This is a genomic window from Streptomyces sp. 71268, from assembly GCF_029392895.1.
In the GTDB taxonomy this organism is placed as follows: domain Bacteria; phylum Actinomycetota; class Actinomycetes; order Streptomycetales; family Streptomycetaceae; genus Streptomyces.
Window position 1 is genome coordinate 3116627 of the sequence record NZ_CP114200.1, and the last position, 19180, is coordinate 3135806.

Annotated in this window: 14 protein-coding genes, 1 tRNA gene and 1 pseudogene; 11 read left to right on the top strand and 5 right to left on the bottom strand. The window is 73.8% G+C overall.

What is annotated here, in order from left to right:
• Positions 1-92: 92 nt before the first annotated feature.
• The gene (locus tag OYE22_RS11610; RefSeq protein ID WP_348652270.1) at positions 93-458 is read right to left on the bottom strand and encodes a methyltransferase; all 366 of its coding nucleotides are present in this window, start codon (positions 456-458) and stop codon (positions 93-95) included.
• Positions 459-924: 466 nt separating this feature from the next.
• Positions 925-2304: pseudogene (locus OYE22_RS11615) on the bottom strand (histidine kinase); the annotation flags it as partial.
• A 387-nt stretch (positions 2305-2691) separates the two neighbouring features.
• On the opposite strand from OYE22_RS11615, the gene OYE22_RS11620 reads away from it, so the two are divergent.
• The 3 genes from OYE22_RS11620 (at position 2692) to OYE22_RS11630 (ending at position 5435) form a co-directional block, all read left to right on the top strand.
• Positions 2692-2763: transfer RNA gene (locus tag OYE22_RS11620), tRNA-Gln, on the top strand.
• Positions 2764-2935: 172 nt separating this feature from the next.
• A complete protein-coding gene (gene glmU / locus OYE22_RS11625; protein WP_348652271.1) occupies positions 2936-4384 on the top strand; it encodes a bifunctional UDP-N-acetylglucosamine diphosphorylase/glucosamine-1-phosphate N-acetyltransferase GlmU in 1449 nt (482 codons plus the stop codon).
• Positions 4385-4457: 73 nt separating this feature from the next.
• On the top strand, positions 4458-5435 hold the full coding sequence (locus tag OYE22_RS11630; protein WP_277320349.1) for a ribose-phosphate diphosphokinase: 978 nt from the start codon (positions 4458-4460) through the stop codon (positions 5433-5435).
• A gap of 234 nt (positions 5436-5669) precedes the next feature.
• Here the strand turns inward: OYE22_RS11630 and OYE22_RS11635 are convergent, their stop codons facing one another.
• Both OYE22_RS11635 and OYE22_RS11640 read right to left on the bottom strand, forming a co-directional pair.
• Entirely contained in the window at positions 5670-6536 is an 867-nt protein-coding gene (locus OYE22_RS11635; RefSeq protein WP_277320350.1) for a serine hydrolase, read from the bottom strand.
• Between the two features lie 155 nt (positions 6537-6691).
• Entirely contained in the window at positions 6692-7924 is a 1233-nt protein-coding gene (locus OYE22_RS11640) for a LysR family transcriptional regulator (RefSeq protein WP_277320351.1), read from the bottom strand.
• A 181-nt stretch (positions 7925-8105) separates the two neighbouring features.
• Between OYE22_RS11640 and OYE22_RS11645 the strand changes: the two genes are divergently transcribed.
• From OYE22_RS11645 to OYE22_RS11665, 5 genes are all read left to right on the top strand, one after another.
• Complete coding sequence (locus tag OYE22_RS11645) at positions 8106-9707, top strand: penicillin-binding transpeptidase domain-containing protein (protein ID WP_348652206.1); 1602 nt, start codon at positions 8106-8108, stop codon at positions 9705-9707.
• A gap of 313 nt (positions 9708-10020) precedes the next feature.
• Positions 10021-10608 carry a 50S ribosomal protein L25/general stress protein Ctc gene (locus OYE22_RS11650; protein ID WP_277320353.1) on the top strand — a complete coding sequence of 196 codons (588 nt, stop codon included), beginning with the start codon at positions 10021-10023 and terminating at the stop codon, positions 10606-10608.
• A 219-nt stretch (positions 10609-10827) separates the two neighbouring features.
• Positions 10828-11418 (top strand): aminoacyl-tRNA hydrolase, encoded by a 591-nt coding sequence (gene pth, locus OYE22_RS11655; protein ID WP_277320354.1) that lies wholly within the window; start codon positions 10828-10830, stop codon positions 11416-11418.
• Between the two features lie 157 nt (positions 11419-11575).
• Entirely contained in the window at positions 11576-12274 is a 699-nt protein-coding gene (locus tag OYE22_RS11660; RefSeq protein ID WP_348652207.1) for a hypothetical protein, read from the top strand.
• A 93-nt stretch (positions 12275-12367) separates the two neighbouring features.
• Entirely contained in the window at positions 12368-13549 is a 1182-nt protein-coding gene (locus tag OYE22_RS11665) for a sialidase family protein (RefSeq protein ID WP_277320355.1), read from the top strand.
• Positions 13550-13675: 126 nt separating this feature from the next.
• On the opposite strand, the gene ppc is transcribed toward OYE22_RS11665, so the two are convergent.
• Entirely contained in the window at positions 13676-16384 is a 2709-nt protein-coding gene (ppc, locus tag OYE22_RS11670) for a phosphoenolpyruvate carboxylase (protein WP_277324093.1), read from the bottom strand.
• Positions 16385-16703: 319 nt separating this feature from the next.
• Here ppc and OYE22_RS11675 point away from each other — a divergent pair, with 319 nt between their 5' ends.
• The 3 genes from OYE22_RS11675 (at position 16704) to OYE22_RS11685 (ending at position 19128) form a co-directional block, all read left to right on the top strand.
• A complete protein-coding gene (locus tag OYE22_RS11675) occupies positions 16704-17705 on the top strand; it encodes a fatty acid desaturase (protein WP_277320356.1) in 1002 nt (333 codons plus the stop codon).
• Complete coding sequence (locus OYE22_RS11680) at positions 17705-18394, top strand: TetR/AcrR family transcriptional regulator (RefSeq protein WP_277324094.1); 690 nt, start codon at positions 17705-17707, stop codon at positions 18392-18394. The genes OYE22_RS11675 and OYE22_RS11680 overlap by 1 nt, the downstream gene beginning before the upstream one ends.
• Before the next feature lie 149 nt (positions 18395-18543).
• Complete coding sequence (locus tag OYE22_RS11685; protein ID WP_277320357.1) at positions 18544-19128, top strand: Uma2 family endonuclease; 585 nt, start codon at positions 18544-18546, stop codon at positions 19126-19128.
• The last annotated feature ends 52 nt before the right edge of the window (positions 19129-19180 follow it).

Consider the following 19180-nt stretch of genomic DNA (forward strand, 5'->3'; position numbering starts at 1 on the left):
GTCGGCCGGGCCTGACGCCTGGCCGGCGCGGAGACCGTACGACCGACGCCGTACGACCGCGTGGCCCCGCGGCACCGCCGGCGCGGGCGGGCCTATGCGCCGGCGACCGGCCCCCTGCGGGCGACCAGCAGGCCGTTCACGCCTGCCGCGAACCCGCCGGCCACCGGCACCCGTTCCGTACCGGCGAACCCGGCCCGCAGCAGCATCCGTTCGTACGCCGCGCGCGAGTAGTTGCGCCCGCCCGCCGTGTTGACCAGCATGTGCAGGCTCATCAGCGCGGCCGCGCGCGGCCCGGAGCCGTCGTCGTCGACGAACGCCTCCGCGACCACCAGCGTGCCGCCGTCGTCCAGCGCCGCGTGGCACTTGCGCGCCGGGACCCGGCCCCGGCCCCTGCTCGGTCGCCGCGTGACCCAGACGATCCACAGCGCTCTCCCGTCGCCGTCGCGTGCCGAGGAGATCCGTGTGCCCGGGGGCGGATCGCCACCGGCCGCCCGGGGTGGCGGTGGGCGCGGTCAACCCCGCGCGCCCGGCCCGTCGTCGGCGGCCGTCGCCCGCGCTCCGGCGGGGCGGTGGCTAGAGGGCCCCGCGGCCCTCCGCCGGTTCGCTGACCGACCCGGCGACCAGGCCGCCCGCCGGTTCGGCGACCGGCTCCGCCGCCACTCCGGCCGCCGGCTCGGCCGTCGCCCCAGCTACCGGCTCGGGCACCGCCGCCGGCTCGTGCACCACATCCGGCCGAGCATCGGGCCGACCTGCCGGCTGAGTCGGCTGGTCCGGCTGAGCTGGCACGGTCTCGCGGACCGGCTGAGTCGGCTGGTCTGGCTGAGCCGGCACGGTCTCGCGGACCGGCTGGTCCGGCACGGTCTCGCGGGCCGGCTGTTCCGGTTGGTCCGGCACGGTCTCGCGGGCCGGGCGGGCCGTCCGGTCCGGCAGCACCGCCGAGACCCGGAAGCCGCCCGCGTCCGTCGGCCCGGACACGAAGCCGCCACCGAGCGAGGCCACCCGCTCACGCATGCCGACCAGGCCGTTGCCGCCGCTGGGCAGGCCCGCGTCCGCGACAGCGCGGTCGGACGGGCCGTTCTCCACCAGGACCGCCACCTCGCCGGGGCGCCGCGCGAGCCGCACCCGGGTCCGCGCGCCCGGCGCGTGCTTGTGCACGTTGGTCAGGCCCTCCTGCACCACGCGGTACGCGGTGGCCTCCACCGCCGGCGCGTACGCCCGCTCCTCGCCCTCCTCCAGGAACTCGACCACCATCCCCGCCGCGCTGGACTGCTCGATCAGCCCGGCGAGCTCGCGCAGGCACGGCCCCGCGGGCGAGTCGTCGGGGGACCGTCGCGCCCCGGCGGCGTCCGCGCCCCGCTCCGCGCCCTGGGCGGCACCGGCCTGGCCCGCGGCCGAGGAGGCGGCGGACGCGGCGGCGGCCACCGACGCCAGCGGCAGCGGCTGGGCCGCGCCGGCGTGGCCAGCGGGCTGCCCCTCGTGGGCCCGCAGGACGCCGAGCATCTGGCGCAGCTCCGTCAGGGCCTGCCGGCCCATGTCGCCGACCAGGGCCGCGTTCTTCGACGCCTTCTGCGGGTCCTTGAGCGCCACCGCCTGGAGCGCCGCCGCGTGCACGACCATCAGGCTCACCCGGTGCGCGACCACGTCGTGCATCTCGCGGGCGATCCGGGTCCGCTCCTCGTTACGGGCCCACTCCGCGCGCTCCTCGGCCCGGTCCGCCAGCAGCGACAGCTCGCGCTCCAACCCGTCGGCGCGCTCGCGCAGGCTCTCCACGAGCCGCCGCCGCGCGCCCACGTACAGCCCCGACAGCACCGGCGGCATCGTGATGCCGACCGCCATCAGCGCGGCGACCAGGCCGGCCACCCAGAACGGGGGGTGGTAGCCGTCCTGGGCCATGTCCTGCTGGAAGTTGACGACCGTGACGATCAACGTGCCGCTGATCGACATGCCGGACAACACGCCCGTGATCCGCCGCGGCAGCCCGGACGCGGCCATCGTGTACAGGCCGATGATGGTGAGCAGCACCCCCATCGAGGCCGCCGAGGCGGCGATGGAGACCAGCACGACCGCTATCGGCCAACGCCGCCGGACCACGAGCACGGCTCCCACGAGCACGCCGAGCAGGACGCCCGCGCCGCCCGGAATGCCCGCCTCACCGGCGAAGTCCAGACCTTCGAGAACGCACTCGGCCACCGACGCGAGGGCTATCGACACATCCAGCGCCATGCTGCGGCGCCGTTCCCACCACCACGGCCCACTCGGCGCGCCCCGCGCGCCCGGTTCCATGGCTTCCCCCGTCGTCGTCATACCTGCCAGCGTACGGGTGGCGGCCACTCCTTTTCCGTTCGAACGCGCACCCGGGAACTCGGGCGATTTCCGTATCGAGCGCGCCTTCCTGTGCGAACCGTGCGAACAACTCCCCAATCTCCGCGAAGTCCCCGCGAGGCGCCCGCGTGACGAAACGGGCGGAGAGAAAGGGAAGAAGGAACGGGGAGAGATGAGGAAGAGACGCGGGAGAAGCGAGGAGAAGGCGTGGGGAAGAGAGGGACGGGAGACGTGGCGGCGCATCGCGGGCCCCGCGCGCACCCCGCGCACCGTGGGGCTTTACTCTCGCATCGAGGGCGCCCGGTACGGCATAGTGTTGGGGGCCGAGCGGCCAGCCGAAGCGGGAGCCCGGCTTGGCCAGTCTGACCATCCCCTGTGGTGTAATCGGCAGCACAGTGGCCTTTGGAGCCATTTGTCCAGGTTCGAGTCCTGGCGGGGGAGCCCACTTTCTCGTACGCGATCCCCGGTCCCGGCCTTCTGAGCCGGGACCCGCCCGCATGTCGCCTCCTATACGCACCGGTATCCTTCGGATGTCCACCTCCCGAAAAAGCCGAAGGGTATCCCCGTGAGCGCCAACCTTCCCCGCGACGTCGGCACCGCTCGAAAAGGGGATATCCCACCCGCGGCCGTCGTCGTCCTGGCGGCCGGCGAGGGCACGCGGATGAAGTCGACCACCCCCAAGGTGCTGCACGCGATCTGCGGGCGCTCCCTCATCGGCCACGTCGTCGCCGCCTCCCGCGAACTCACCCCCGAGCACCTGGTGGTCGTCGTCGGGCACGCCCGCGACCAGGTCCGCGGCCACCTCGCGGAGATCGACCCGGACGTGCGCACCGCCGTGCAGCACGAGCAGAACGGCACCGGGCACGCCGTACGGATGGGCCTGGACGAACTGCGGGCCAGCGGCACCGCGCTGGACGGGACCGTGGTCGTCGTCTGCGGCGACACCCCGCTGCTGACCGGCGCGACGCTGCGCGAACTCGCGCGGACCCACGCCGTCGACGGCAACGCGGTGACCGTGCTCACCGCCGAGGTGCCCGACGCCACCGGCTACGGCCGCATCGTGCGCGACGCGGCCAGCGGCGCGGTCACGGCCATCGTGGAGCACAAGGACGCCAGCGACAGCGAGCGCGCCATCCGGGAGATCAACTCGGGCGTCTTCGCGTTCGACGCACAGCTCCTGACCGACGCCCTCGGCAAGGTCCGCACGGACAACAGCCAGGGCGAGGAGTACCTGACCGACGTCCTCGGCATCCTGCGCGAGGCCGGGCACCGGGTGGGCGCCTCCGTCGCCGCAGACCACCACGAGATCGTCGGCATCAACAACCGCGTCCAGCTCGCCGAGGCCCGCAAGCTGCTCAACGAGCGGCTGCTGCGCGAGGCGATGCTCAGCGGCGTCACCATCGTGGACCCGGCCAGCACCTGGGTGGACGTCACCGTCACCTTCGAGCCGGACGCGCTGGTGCACCCCGGCACCCAGCTCATCGGCGCCACGCACGTGGCCGCGCACGCCGAGGTCGGCCCGCACACCCGCCTCACCAACACCACCGTCGACGCCGGCGCCACGGTCAGCAACACCGTCGCCGACGGCGCCCGGATCGGCGCGGGCGCCACCGTCGGCCCGTACGCCTATCTGCGCCCCGGCACGGACCTCGGCCCGAAGTCCAAGGCCGGCGCGTACGTGGAGATGAAGAACGCCCAGGTCGGCGAGGGTTCCAAGGTGCCACACCTGTCGTACGTCGGCGACGCGACCATCGGCGAGTACAGCAACATCGGCGCCGCCAGCGTCTTCGTGAACTACGACGGCGAGAAGAAGCACCACACCACCGTCGGCTCGCACTGCCGTACCGGTTCGGACAACATGTTTGTGGCTCCTGTCACGATTGGGGACGGGGCTTACACCGCCGCCGGGTCGGTGATCACCAAGAACGTGCCCCCGGGTTCGCTCGCTGTCGCCCGTGGGCAGCAGCGGAATATCGAGGGTTGGGTGGCTCGAAAGCGCCCAGGAAGCGCCGCCGCGCAGGCCGCTCAGGCCACCGCTCAGGAGCCTGAGACCGATCAGTGAGCGTGCGAGGGGTACGCCAAGTGGGGCGTACCGTGGGGAAACGCACGCGAAGTGAAATCCAAGGAGATCTGCTGTGACCGGGATCAAGACGACCGGCGAGAAGAAGCTGATGCTCTTCTCCGGCCGCGCCCACCCCGAGCTGGCCGAGGAGGTCGCCCAGCAGTTGGGCGTCGGCCTGGTCCCGACCAAGGCATTCGACTTCGCCAACGGCGAGATCTACGTTCGCTTCCAGGAATCCGCGCGCGGTGCGGACTGCTTCCTGATCCAGAGCCACACGGCTCCGATCAATAAGTGGATCATGGAACAGCTCATCATGATCGACGCGCTCAAGCGGGCCTCCGCGCGCAGCATCACGGTGATCGTTCCGTTCTACGGCTACGCCCGCCAGGACAAGAAGCACCGTGGTCGGGAGCCGATCTCGGCCCGCCTGATCGCCGATCTGCTCAAGTGCTCCGGCGCCGACCGGATTCTCACCGTGGACCTGCACACCGACCAGATCCAGGGCTTCTTCGACGGCCCGGTGGACCACCTGTTCGCCCTGCCGCTGCTGGCCGACTACGTGGGCGCCAAGGTGGACCGCTCCAAGCTGACCGTCGTCTCCCCCGACGCCGGCCGGGTCCGCGTCGCCGACCGCTGGTGCGACCGGCTCGGCGCGCCGCTGGCCATCGTGCACAAGCGGCGCGACCCGGACGTCGCCAACCAGGTCACCGTGCACGAGGTCGTCGGTGACGTCCGTGGCCGGGTCTGCGTCCTGGTCGACGACATGATCGACACCGGCGGCACCATCTGCGCCGCCGCCGAAGCCCTGTTCGCCAACGGTGCCGAGGACGTCATCGTGACGGCCACCCACGGTGTGCTGTCCGGCCCCGCCGCCGACCGCCTGAAGAACTCGAAGGTCAGCGAGTTTGTCTTTACCAACACCCTGCCCACGCCGAACGAGATCGACCTCGACAAGGTCACCGTCCTGTCCATGGCCCCGACCATCGCGCGTGCCGTGCGCGAGGTCTTCGAGGACGGCTCCGTCACCAGCCTCTTCGACGAGCAGGCGTGACCTCCCGCCGGGCCGCTTAGCCCGGCGAACCCTCGGGTCCATCGCGAAGGGCCGCTCCCCCAGACCGGGGAGCGGCCCTTTCGCGTGTGCGGGCGCGGTGCGTGCGCGTACGGGCCAGGTGGGGCGTACGCGCGGGGTTACGCCCATGGGTGGGCGCACGGGGCGACGTGCGGGCCGGCGTACGGGCGGGCTCGCAGCCGGCGGTCAGCGTGCCCCGGCGCGTGGTGGGGCGCCTCAGCGGGCGCCGGCGCGCAGCGCGTCCACCGCGATCCGGGCGGCCGTGCCGATGACCGCGTCGGCGGCCGGCAGGGTGATGGCGGTGCTGGCGGAGCGGGTCAGGACGGCGACGGCGTACCGGCCCCCGTCGGGGTACTCCACGACGCCCGCCTCGTGGCGCAACGTGGGCAGGGTGCCGGTCTTGCCGGAGACGCGCACGTCGTCGAAGGGGAAGCCGGAGGCGAGCCGGTGGCTCCACGCCTGGAGGCCGAGGACACGTCGCAGGAGCCTGCCGTGCTCGCCGTCGCACACCTCGTCGCGCCAGACCGCGGCGAGCAGGGCGGTCAGGTCGCGGGCGGTGCTGTGGTTGGTGTGCGCGGGGTCGAGCACCCGCAGCCTGGCCAGGGTCGCCGGCTCGACCAGCGCCGCGACCCCGGCCGCGCCCGCGTCGGCGGTCATCGACGCGTACAGGTCGCGCATCGTGTGCACGGCGCGGGTGCTGCGCAGCCCCAGCTCGGCCATGGCGCGGTTGACGGCGTCCAGGCCGACCCGGTCCCAGAGCACGTCGGCCGCGGTGTTGTCGCTGACGGCGATGGACTGCGCGGCCAGGTCCCGCAGCGAGAGCCGGGCCGGGTCCAGCATCATCGCGAGCCCGGTGGGCCCCTTCGTACGCTGGTCGGCCGGCACCTCGACCTGTTGGGTGAGGTCGACCCGGCCCCGGGCCGCCTCCCGGAACACCGTGCTGACCAGGCACAGCTTGTGCACGCTCGCGGTGCTCATCAGCGCGTCGGCGCCGAGCCCCAGCTCCGCGCCGGTGTCGATGTCCCGGGCGTGCAGCAGCCCGGTCACCCCCGCGTCGGCGAAGGCGTCCCTGATCCGGGCCACGGCCCGCGCCGCCCCGCGGACGGGCGACGCGACGGCCCCGGCCCCGGGCGCGGGAGAGCCGGCCCCGGGCGCGGCAGAGCTGGGCGCGGGGGTGCCGGGTCGGTCGGCGCCTGGTCGGTCGGCGCCGCGACCGGGGCGGCCGGGGTCGTGGTCGGTCACAGCGGGAACTCCGATGCGGGACGGGGGTACAGCGGCCGGGCGCGAGTCTCCTCCTCGGCGGGCCCGGGCGCGGCCGGGGGCCCGCCCTGGCCACGGCTCGCGTCCGCGCCCGAGCGGCCCTCCTCGATGGTGTCGGCGCCCGGCTCCGGGCCCGACCCGGGGCCGGCGGCCGGCTCAGGCGCCGCGCCGGCGCGCGCCCCGGCAGCGGCCTCGGCGTCGGCAGCCTCGGCAGCGAGGATCGCACCGTACGCCTCACCCGCCCCGGAAGCCGAACCGGCGCCCGCGCCCGGGGTCGGCGGCGGGCCCGCCGTCGGTGGCGGCCCGGGCGGGTGGTCGGGCAGCATGCCGGCACCGGCGCGCAGCGCCTCGTACGCCGCCTCGGCGAACCGTCGCACCGCGGGGCTGTCCCGGTCCCGGGGCCAGGCCGTGGAGGTGCGCCAGGTCAGCGGCGTGCCGGCGAGCGGGCGCCAGACCGCGCCGGGCTGGCCGGCGGCGCTGGGCAGCAGGGCGACGGCCGCCCCGGAGAGCACCAGGGCCTGGGCGAAGTCGCCGCCACGGGCCTCGTGCACGGCGGCCGGGGTGCAGCCGTGCCGGGCGGCGCGGGTCAGCGTCTCGTCGTACAGCGCCGGAGCCGTGGCGCGCGGGAAGAGGACCAGGTCACGGCCGGTGAGGTCGGCGAGCGGGACGTGGGGCGCGGCGGCCAGCGGATCGTCCGCGCGCAACAGCACGCCGAGCGGCTGGTGCAGCAGCGGCCCGAAGTCCAGCCCCTCGGCCGGGCACGGGTGGCGCACGATGCCGGCCTCCAGGGTGCCGACGGCCAGCTCGCGCACCTGCTGGATGGTGGTCAGCTCGCGCAGGTCGAGGGTGCTGCCCGGGGAGCGGTCCTGGTAGCCGGTGAGCAGCGCGGCGACGGTGGGCCCGCCGAGGTCGGGCGGCACGGCGGCGCGCAGCGTGCCGGCCGCGCCGTCGCGGACCCGGGCGACGACGGAGTCGAGCCGGTCGGCGGCGGCGAGCAGCGCGTCGGCCTCCGCGCGCACGAGCCGCCCGGCCGGCGTGAGGGACACGCCGCGGCTCCCCCGGTCGAAGAGGCGCACGCCCAACTCGCGCTCGAGCCGTTGGATGCGCTGCGACAGCGAGGGCTGGGCCAGCCGCAACCGCTCCGCGGCGCGGCCGAAGTGCTGCTCGTCGGCCACGGTGCGGAAGTAGCGCAGATGCCGCAGCAGGTCCATGAACAGCAATGATAGGCAAATGACTATGGCTTTCCTGGTGATAAGGGTCTTGGACTGAGGGCCGCTCGTTCTGTTCTGCTGCCGCTGAGGGCGCCGCGCCGGCGGCGCCGGCGCGAGGGGCGACACGAGGGAGGCCGGGGTGCGGACGTACCGGGCGGGGCGGCGGAGACGACGCGCGGGGGTGGCGACGGCGATCGCCGCCGTACTGGTGGCCGGCGGCGGCACCTGGGCCGTGGCCGAGTGGAACTCCGGAGACGGGGGCGCGGGCGGCTCGCGGGCGGCGGACCCGCGGGCGCTGCACACCGCGCGGGCCTTCCTCGACCACTGGGCGGCGGGCGACCTGGCGAAGGCCGCGGCGCTCACCGACGCCCCGGAGCGGGCCGAGACGACGCTGCGGAACTTCACGGCGGGCCTGGACATCGGGCGCCCGTCCTTCGCCACGAAGGAGGCCAGGGCCGACGGCGACGAGGGGGCCAGCGTCTCCTTCGCCGCCAAGCTGCCGATCAGCGGGCTCGGCACCTGGCAGTACCGCTCGGCGCTGCCGCTGGTCCGCGCGGACGGGGGCGCGGGCGGCAAGGACACCGGGGACGGCGGGGGCGCGGCCGGCTGGCGGGTGCGCTGGGAACTCGGGCTGGTCCACCCCAAGCTGTCCGACGAGGCGAAGTTCCGCCTGGTGCGCGAGGACGGGGCGCCCGAGGTGCTCGACCGCGACGGCGGCAAGCTGTCCGGCACCGACCACCCGTCCGTCGCCCAGGCGCTGGGCATGGGCGGCGGCAAGCCGCGCGGCGCGGTGCAGCTCGTCGACCGCGACACCGACGAGGTACGGGGCACCGAGGCCCGGTTCGGCGGGCCGACGAACGCGCGCGGGCCGGTCCGTACGACGATCGACCCTGCCGTGCAGCGCGCCGCGGAACGCGCGCTGGAGCGGCACGCGAAGGGCCGCAACGCGGGCCTGGTGGCGCTGCGCATCGCCGACGGCGAGGTGGTCGCGGTGGCCAACACGCCCGCCGGCGGCTTCAACCGCGCCTTCCTCGGCACGTACGCGCCCGGCTCGACCATGAAGGTGATCACCTCGGCGGCGCTGCTGAACAAGGGGGTGGTGGCGCCGGACGACGTCGTGGACTGCCCGAAGTACCTGACGGTCGGCAAGCAGTTCCACAACGTGGAAACGTCCGAGATCCGCGGGGCCACCTTCCGCGAGGACTTCATCCACTCGTGCAACACGGCCTTCGTGAGCCTGCGGGACAAGCTCGGGGACCGGGAGCTGACGGAGTTCTCGTCCACGTACTTCGGCATCGGCCAGGAGTGGTTCACCGGCGCGCCGTCCTTCGACGGCGAGGTGCCGGTGCCCGGGGACGAGACAGAGAAGTCGGCCGCGCTGTTCGGGCAGGGCAAGCTGCGGGCGAACCCGCTGGTGATGGCCTCGGCGACGGCCACCGCCGCCTCCGGCCGGTTCCAGATGCCGCTGCTGGTACGCGAGGGCGGCACCGCGCGCGAGGGTGAGGGCCCGCGCACCGAGGAGCTGCCGTCCGACGTGGTGCGTACGCTGCGTTCCCTGATGCGGGACACGGTGACCGACGGGACGGCGAAGGTGCTGGCCGACCTGCCCGGCGAGGTCGGCGCCAAGACCGGCACGGCCGAGGTCACCGAGGAGGGCCCGAACAACGGCTGGCTGGTCGCCTACGACGACGAGATCGCCATCGCCTGCGTGGTGGAGGGCGCCCAGCACGGCTCGGACTCGGCGGGCCCGGTGATCCGCGACGTGCTGGCGGCGACGGACTAGGCCACGGGGCCCGGGCCCGGCCGACGGTCTGCGAGGGGCGGGCCCCGGTCGGGCACGGGTTCGGCCGGGCACGGGTTCGGCCGGGCCCGGCCGATGGACTCCGGGCCCGGAACCGGGATTCGGGGGACCCGGGCCCGGGGTGCGGAATCCGCCGAATTGGTGAGCCGGGGGCCGCCGGGTAGCATGGGTGAGTTGCTCGGCGAGGGAGGCCCTGTCCCGTACAGGCCCATCCGTTATCGACGCGCTCTTCGTAGCAGGTCTGTCGTAGGCCGAGTAACGGCTTCCAGATCCCTTTTCTACGAGGAGTGCAGCAATGGCTGAGGTCAAGGTTCCCGTACAGCTCCGCACCGAGTTCGGCAAGGGCGCCGCCCGCCGTCTCCGTCGCACCGAGCAGGTCCCCGGTGTCATCTACGGCCACGGCGCCGACCCGGTGCACGTCTCGCTGCCGGGCCACGAGCTGATGATGGCGCTCAAGACCCCGAACGTGCTCATCGCGCTCGACCTGAACGGCAAGAAGGAACTGGTCATCCCCAAGGCGGTGCAGCGTGAGGCCATCCGTGGCTTCCTGGTCCACGTGGACCTGCTGACCGTCAAGAGCGGCGAGAAGGTCACCGTCGAGGTTCCGATCCACACCGAGGGTGACCTCGCGCCGGGCGGCAACCTGCTGGAGCACGTGCTGAACGCGCTGCCCGTCGAGACCGAGGCCACCCACATCCCGGAGTCGGTCACCGTCTCCATCGAGGGCCTGGACTCCGGCCACTCCGTGCTGGCCAAGGACATCACCCTGCCCGCCGGCACCACGCTGGCCGTCGACGAGGACGCCGTCGTGCTCCAGGTCGTCGCCGCCCAGGCCGAGGCCCCGGCCGAGTCCGAGGGTGAGGGCGAGGGCTCCGAGGGCTGAGCCCAGGAGTCACCCTGACAGCCTCGCGGTTGTCACCCCGCACCACACCGCCGCCGCCGTTCCGCCCCGCGCCCCGGGTCGGGCCGGCGGCGCGCGGCGTCCGGGGCCCGCGCGGTGGGCGTGCCGCCCGGCCCGCTACGGTTCGCACGCGCCCGCCACCCGCGCGGCGCCCCGCACCCCAGCCGCCCCACCTCACCCCACGCACCGGAGAGCACGCAGATGAGCGACGCAGACGGCCCCTGGCTCGTGGTGGGCCTGGGCAACCCGGGCCCCGAGTACGCGGCCAACCGGCACAACGTGGGCTTCATGGTGGCCGACCTGCTCGCGCAGCGCGTCGGCGGCCGGTTCAAGGCGCACAAGGCGCGCGCTCAGGTCGTGGAGGGACGCATCGGCCCGCCGGGCCCGGCGAACCGCCGCGTGGTGCTGGCCAAGCCGATGTCGTACATGAACCTCTCGGGCGGCCCGACGGCCGCGCTCAGCGACTTCTACAAGGTGCCCGCCGCCCGGATCATCGCCGTCCACGACGAGTTGGACATCGACTACGGTGCGCTGCGGCTCAAGTGCGGCGGCGGCGACAACGGGCACAACGGCCTCAAGTCGCTCACCAAGTCCTTCGGCCCCGACTACTTCCGGGTCCGCTTCGGCATCGGCCGCCCGCCGGGCCGGATGGACGTGGCCGCGTTCGTGCTCAAGGACTTCTCGTCCACCGAGCGCAAGGAGCTGGACTACTTCGTGGACCGCGCGGCCGACGCGGTGGAGGCGCTGATCCTCGAAGGGTTGGAGCGCGCGCAGAGCGCGTACAACTCGTGACGTAGCGCCGGCCACCACCACCCGCCGGCCCGACGCACGCCCGTGACCTCGGGCCGAGCCCACCGGGCGGGGGCATAGCGGACATGTGGCCACCGTTGCTACCGACACGTAACCCGCGCCTTGACGCGGCCGGCCCCAAGGCCCAAGGATCGCCGCCATGGTGCCGACCGGAACGAACTCCGAGCGCACGGCGCACGGTGCGACCCCCGCTCCCGCCCCCGCCGCCGCGACGGGCCGCATCCCCGCCCAACGGGTCGCGCCCACCGCCGAGACCGGCCCCGCTCGCGGCTCCGCTCCCGCGCCCGACCCCGGGCACGCGCCGGGGCACGCGCCGGCCGCACCCGCCCCGCCACCGCGCCGTGCCGCACGCCGCGGCCGGTTGCGCCGGGCCGGCGAGAGCGCGTACGGGCTGCTGCTGCTCGGCCGCCACGTGGTGATGGCGCTGGTCGTGCTGGTGGTGCTCGCGGCCGGGGTGTGGACGTCGTGGGGCACGGCCCAGCACGCGATGCTCACCAAGGGCAAGGAGCGCGGCACGCTCACGGTCGCCGCCTGCCACGACGACTGGTGCACGGGCCCCTTCACGGCGGGCGCCGCGGGCGCGGACCACCCGAGGGTACGCATCGACGCCACCGTCACCGACGGCAGGGGCCAGCGCGTCCCGGTCGTCCTCAAACCCGGCACCCACGACGCGGTCCGCACCGGCCTCCCCGGCCTCCTCTACGCCTGGGTCCCCCTGGGTGGCGCCCTCCTCCTCGCCTCCGTCCTCCTCGCCGGCGCCCTCCGCCTCCACCGCCCGGCCTGGGCACTGGGGCTGGCGGGGGTGGGGGTGTTGGGGGCGGCGTTCGTGGTGTTGTGAGGGTGGGGCGGGCCGCGGAGAGGTCACGTCCGCACCGCCCATGAATGGCGGAATAGCCGCACAACCCCTCCCGGGCGGTGCCATAGTCCCGGCATGATCCGCACCCTGTTCCGGCGAAGACGCCCGTGGGGCGCCGCCGCGTTAGTGCTCACCGTCGCCGCCGTCCCGCTCACGGCGCAGGCGCTCAAGAAGTCCGACGACCCGCCCCGTGCCGCCGCCTGCACCACCTCCACCCCCTTCGTCTCGGGAACCGCCGGCTACCACACGTTCCGCATCCCCGCCCTGGCCCGCGTCGGGGGCGATCTGCTCGCCTTCGCCGAGGGGCGCCGAACCAGCGCCGCGGACCACGGGGACATCGAGGTGGTCAGCCGGCGTTCGACCGACGGCGGGTGTCGCTGGGGGCCGCTCACCCGGGTCTCGGACAACGGGCGGAACGTGGCCGGCAACCCCGCCCCCGTCGTCGACCCGGCCAGCGGGGACGTCGTCCTGCTCACCATCCGGCAGTCGGGCTCGGTGACCCAGCCGGAGATCGAGGCGGGCACCGTGTCGGCCGGGGACAGCCGGCGCGTGTACGTGCAGCGCAGCGCCGACGCGGGGGCGACCTGGTCCCGGGCCAGGGAGATCACCCGGAGCGTGAAGCCGGCCGGGTGGCGCTGGTACGCGACCGGCCCGGGGCACGGCATCGCCCTCACGCAGCGGCACCCGGGGCGGCTCGTGGTGGCCGCCAACCACACCACGGCGCGCGGCTCCGGCGCCCACCTCATCTACAGCGACGACCACGGCCGGACCTGGCGGGTCGGCGCCCGCGACCACCACACGGACGGCCGGCTGCGGCCGGACGAGAACGCCGTCGCCGAACTGCCCGACGGCCGGCTCTACGTCAACGCCCGCGACCAGGGCGGCAGCCACCCCGCGACCCGGCTCGACACGTACAGCGCCGACGGCGGCACCCGCTTCACCGCGCCCTACCAGCCCCGCCCGAAGCTGGTGGCGCCCGTCGTCAAGGGCGCGCTGCTGCACGCCGACGACGCCGCGTGCCCGGCCCTGCTGTTCTCCGCCCCCGAACACCCCCGCGAGCGCCGTCAACTGACGGTCCGGCGCAGCGCGGACGCCGGCCGCACCTGGGCGCGCGAGGCCGTGGTCGCCGCCGGGCCCGCCGCCTACTCCGACCTGGCCCCCACCGGGCGCGACGGGGTCGCGGTGCTGTACGAGACCGGCGCCACCAGGTCCAGCGAGCGGATCGAGCTGCGCCGCCTCACCCTGACGTGCCGCTGAGGCCCGCGGGTCGCGCGGTACGCCGCGACGTCAGGGGCCGGGGTGCGGCGGCTCCGGACGCGGACCGGGCCGGCCCCCGAGGGGAGCCGGCCCGGTTCGGCTGCCGTACGCGTGTCGTACGCGCGCTCAGCCCGTGTTGCGCAGGCCGGCCGCCACGCCGTTGACGGTCAGCAGCAGGGCGCGGGACAGCAGCGGGTCGGGCTCCTCGCCGCGCTTGGCGGCCTCGCGCTGCCGGTGCAACAGGGTGACCTGGAGGTAGGAGATCGGGTCCAGGTAGGCGTCCCGGACACGGAAGGTGCGCTTCAACGCCGGGTTGGTGTCCAGGAGTTCCTTGCCGCCGGTGATGCGCAGCACCTCGCGGACGGTCAGCTCGTGCTCGGCCTCGATGACCGAGAAGACGTGCTTCAGCTCGTCGGGCACGAGGGTGTCCACGTAGTGCCGGGCGATGCGCAGGTCGGTCTTGGCGAGCGTCATCTCGACGTTGGACAGGAAGTTCTGGAAGAAGTGCCAGTGCTCGTGCATCTCGTCGATGACGGTGTCGAGCCCGGCCTCGCGGGCGGCCCTGAGCCCGGAGCCGACGCCGAACCAGCCGGGCACGATCTGCCGCGACTGGGTCCAGCCGAACACCCACGGGATGGCCCGCAGCCCGTCGAGCCCGGCGCCGCTGTCCGGGCGGCGCGAGGGGCGCGAGCCCAGGTGCAGTTCGGCCAACTGGTCCACGGGGGTGGAGGCGAAGAAGTAGGCGGGCAGGTCCGGGTCGTCCACCAGCGCGCGGTACGCGTCGTGCGCCGCGTCCGAGACGGTGTCCATGGTGGCGTCCCAGCGGGCGAGCGCCTCGTCGGACTGGCGCGGGGCGGTGTGCAGCGCGGACGCCTGGAGCGTGGCCGCCACCGTGAGCTCCAGGTTCTCCCGGGCGAGGGAGGGCACCAGGTACTTGTCGGAGATGACCTCGCCCTGCTCGGTCACCTTGATCTCGCCCTCCAGGGTGCCCCAGGGCTGGGCGAGGATCGCGTCGTGGGTGGGGCCGCCGCCGCGCCCGACCGTGCCGCCGCGACCGTGGAAGAGCCGCAGCCGCACCCCGTGCCGGTGCGCGACGTCGCGCAGCCGGCGCTGGGCCCGGTGGATCTCCCACTGGCTGGTGGTGATGCCGCCGAACTTGGAGGAGTCCGAGTAGCCGAGCATGACCTCCTGCGCGTCGCCGCGCAGCGCGACCAGGCGCCGGTAGGAGGGGTCGGCCAGCATGTCGTCCAGGATGCGGTCTGCCTCGCGCAGCTCGTCCGTGGTCTCCAGGAGCGGCACGATGCCGATCTTGGCCCAGCCGGCGTGCAGGTCGATCAGCCCGGCCTCGCGGGCGAGCACGGCGGCGGCGAAGACGTCGTCGGCGCCCTGGCACATGGAGATGATGTACGACTCGATGACCTCGGGCCCGAACCGCTCCAACGCCTCGCGCACGGTGCGGAACACGCCGAGCGTCTTGGCGCCCGCGGCGTCCAGCGGGGCGGGCGAGGGGGCGAGCGGGCGGCGCGAGCGCAGCTCCTTGGCGAGCAGCTTGCGCCGGTAGTCGCGCGGCATGTCGGCGTACCGCCAGGACTCCTCGCCGAGCCGGTCGAAGAGCTGCCCGAGGGCGTGGTGGTGCGCGTCGGCGTGCTCGCGCACGTCCATCACGGCGAGCTGGAGGCCGAAGGCGGCCAGCGTGCGGATGGTGCGCTCCAAGCGGCCGTCGGCGATGAGCTGGCCGCGGTGCTGGCGCAGCGAGTCCTGGATGAGCTGGAGGTCGGCGAGGAGTTCCGCGGTGCCCAGGTAGTCGCGGCCCGCCTGGTGGGCGGTGCCGGCGGCGAGCCGTTCGCGGGTGTTGATGAGCTTCTGCCGGACGCAGGTGGCCTTGAGGCGGTACGGCTCCTCGGCGTTCAGCCGCTTGTAGCGGGGGCTGATCTCCGGTAGCTGGTCCAGGTCCGCCCGGAGGGAGGCCAGCAGCTCCTCGGTGGCCCCGCCGTTGCGGATGGAGTTGGACAGGGCGGCCCGCAGGTCGTCGACGGCCCGCAGGGCGTCGGTGATGCCGTGCTCGTGCTGGAGCAGCAGGACGTCCCAGGTGACCTCGGGGGTGACGTTGGGGTTGCCGTCGCGGTCGCCGCCGATCCAGGTGCCGAAGGTCAGCGGCCGGGTGCCGGCGGGCAGCGGGGAGCCGACGCGCTCCAGCTCCGCGGCGAGGTCCTCCAGGACGTCGCCGACGGCGTTGGCGTGCAGCTCGTCCAGGTAGTAGACGGCGTTGCGGGCCTCGTCGGCGGGCTCGGGCCGGGCCACCCGCAGCTCGTCGGTCTGCCACAGCAGGTCGATGTTCTCGGCCAGTCGCAACTGGGTGCGGCGGCTGTCGCCCTCGTCGGCGAGCCGGTCGAGGAGGGAGGCGACGCGGCGCAGCTTGTTCAGCACGCTGCGGCGGGCGGCCTCGGTGGGGTGGGCGGTGAAGACGGGCCGTACGTTCAGGTGGGCGACGGTCTCCCGCAGGTGCTCGGGGTCGGCGTCCTTGAGCTGGTCGGCGGTGCGGGCGAGGATGCCGCCCTCGGCCGCGCGGTGGGCCCGCAGCTCGCGGCCTCGGTGCACCTGCTCGGTGACGTTGGCCAGGTGGAAGTAGGTGGAGAAGGCCCGTACGAGCTTGGCGGCGGTCTCCAGGTCCGTGGCCTCGAGCAGCTCGGCGGCCGACTCGCCCGGCTGGGCTTCGGCGTCCTTGCCCGCGCCGGTGGTACGGGTCAGGGCGCGTACGCGCTCCACGAGGTCGAGGAGGTCGCGACCCTCCTGGCGAACGAGGGTCTCCCCCAGCAGGTCCCCCAGGCGGCGGATGTCCGCCCGAAGGGCTGCGCCCTGGCGGGTGGTGTCCGCGGCGCCCGCGGCACCGTCCGCGGGGTGGGTGTGTTCGGGGGCCAGATGGGCGTTGCTGGCGGTCTCGGCACTGCTCACAGGTGCGGCTCCTCGCGAGTACGAGCACTTTGGGCGATTTTGCGGACCGCGCTGTCCGACCGCACCAGGATAGGACCCCTGGTCGCGGGCGCCGCATCGCCCGTTATCCACAGCCCCCTTGTCCCGAGACGCGGCCCTGCCATACTTACGTAGCCGTAGGTTACGTATGCGTAGCCGTGTCCCGACCCCCCTGAGGGAACCCATGACTGCAAGCCCCGGCGCGATCGACGACGTACCAAAAGGCCCGGATTCTCCCCTTCCGCCCGCGACTCTGGGCGGTGACAACAAGGGTTCGATCGAGCAGGTCACCCTGATGTTGTTCATCGTCCTCCCCTTCGTCGCCTTGCTGGCGGCCATCCCGCTGGCCTGGGGTTGGGGGGTTAGCTGGTTGGATCTCGGACTGCTGGTCGCGATGTACTACATCGGTTGCCACGGCATCACCATCGGGTTCCACCGGTATTTCACGCACGGTTCATTCAAGGCGAAGCGGCCCCTGCGGATCGCCCTGGCGATCGCTGGTTCGCTGGCCGTCGAGGGCCCGCTGGTCCGCTGGGTCGCCGACCACCGCAAGCACCACAAGTACTCCGACGCCGAGGGCGACCCGCACTCGCCCTGGCGGTACGGGGAGAGCGTCCCGGCGCTCATGAAGGGCCTGTGGTGGGCGCACATCGGCTGGATGTTCAACGAGGAGCAGACCCCGCAGCACAAGTACGCGCCGGACCTGGTCAAGGACCCGGCGCTGCGTCGTATCTCCCGCCAGTTCGTGCTGTGGACGCTCGTCTCGCTGAGCCTGCCGCCGCTCGTCGGCGGCCTGGTGACCTGGTCCTGGCAGGGCGCGCTGACGGCCTTCTTCTGGGGCTCGCTGGTGCGGGTCGCGCTGCTGCACCACGTGACGTGGTCGATCAACTCCATCTGCCACGCGGTGGGCAAGCGCCCCTTCAAGTCCCGCGACCGCTCGGGCAACGTGTGGTGGCTCGCGGTGCTCTCCTGCGGCGAGTCCTGGCACAACCTGCACCACGCGGACCCGACCAGCGCCCGGCACGGCGTGCTGCGGGGCCAGATCGACTCCAGCGCCCGCATCATCCGCTGGTTCGAGAAGGCCGGCTGGGCCTATGACGTGCGCTGGCCCACCGAGAACCGGCTCGACGCCCGCCGCACGGACGCCACCGCCGACCGGGTGAGGGAAACCGCCGGCGCGGCATGATGGAGGACGTGGCGATCGACAGCAGTACCAACAGCAGCAAGAGCCGGTCCGGGAGCACGGGGGGCCGGCGAGCGCGGCGTATCCGCATGACGGGCAAGGAGCGCCGCGAGCAACTGCTGGACATCGGTCGCACGCTCTTCGCCGAGCGCGGCTTCGAGGGCACCTCGGTGGAGGAGATCGCGGCCAAGGCCGGGGTCTCCAAGCCGGTGGTCTACGAGCACTTCGGCGGCAAGGAGGGGCTGTACGCCGTCGTCGTGGACCGCGAGATGCGCCAGCTCCTCGACATGGTCACCGGCGCCCTGACCGCCGGGCACCCCCGCGAACTCCTGGAGCAGGCGGCCTTCGCCCTGCTCGACTACATCGACCAGTACACCGACGGCTTCCGCATCCTGGTGCGGGACTCGCCCGTGGCGCAGTCGACGGGCACCTTCGCCTCGCTGATCAGCGACATCGCCACCCAGGTCGAGGACATCCTGGGCCTGGAGTTCAAGGCCCGCGGCTTCGACGCCAAGCTGGCCCCGCTCTACGCCCAGGCCCTGGTCGGCATGGTGGCCCTCACCGGCCAGTGGTGGCTGGACGTCCGCAAGCCCAAGAAGGCCGAGGTCGCCGCCCACCTGGTGAACCTGGCCTGGCACGGCCTCGACGGCCTGGAGCCCAGCCCCCGCCTGATAGGCCACCGCAAGAACTGAGCCCCACCCCGCCGAAACCGGCCCCGCTCCCCCGCGTCCCGTACGAGCGGGGGGGCGGGGCTTTCGCGCGCTGGGGTCGGCCGCTGAAACGGATCTCCTGGCGGGGCCGACAGTTAAGCTGCGGGAGACTGAGCGGGAAGGGGGAAGTCGTGACCGCCGAGCCGATCAACTGGATGCGTCCTCCAGCTCAGGGCTGGGCTTATGAGCAGGTCAAGGACCTGGACCTGCCCTTCGCATGGGAACTGGTGGACGGGTCGATCGTGGTCCGGGGGAGAACCTGTCAGTGGCACGACACAGTGCGGGACGAGCTGTACTTCGCGCTGCGCGGCGCCCGCTCCGCCCCCTTCGCCGTCAACGCGGAGCGCTGCGTCCTGGTGGACGCGTACAACCCCCCGAAGCCCGATGTGGTCGTCTTCGACCGCACCGGGCTCGATTTCTTCTCGCTGGAGTGCGTGCCCGTCGCGGCGGTGGCGCTCGTGGTAGAGGTCGTCTCGCAGGGCTCGCGCCGCGAGGACCGGTTCCGCAAGCCGGCGATGTACGCGGAGGCGGGCGTGCCGTACTTCTGGCGGGTGGAGCGCGGCGAGGACGACGCGCCGGTCGTGCACGAGTTCCACCTGGACGCGCGGACCGGCGTGTACGCCCCCGCCCCGGCGGGCCCCGTGCACACCGACGTGCTGCGGACCGACCTGCCGTACCCGGTCGAGATCGACCTGCGCCGCGTCTTCGACGCGTAGCACGCGACCCCGGCCCCGGCCCGCGGATCGAGGCCGGGGCCAGGGGTCGGTG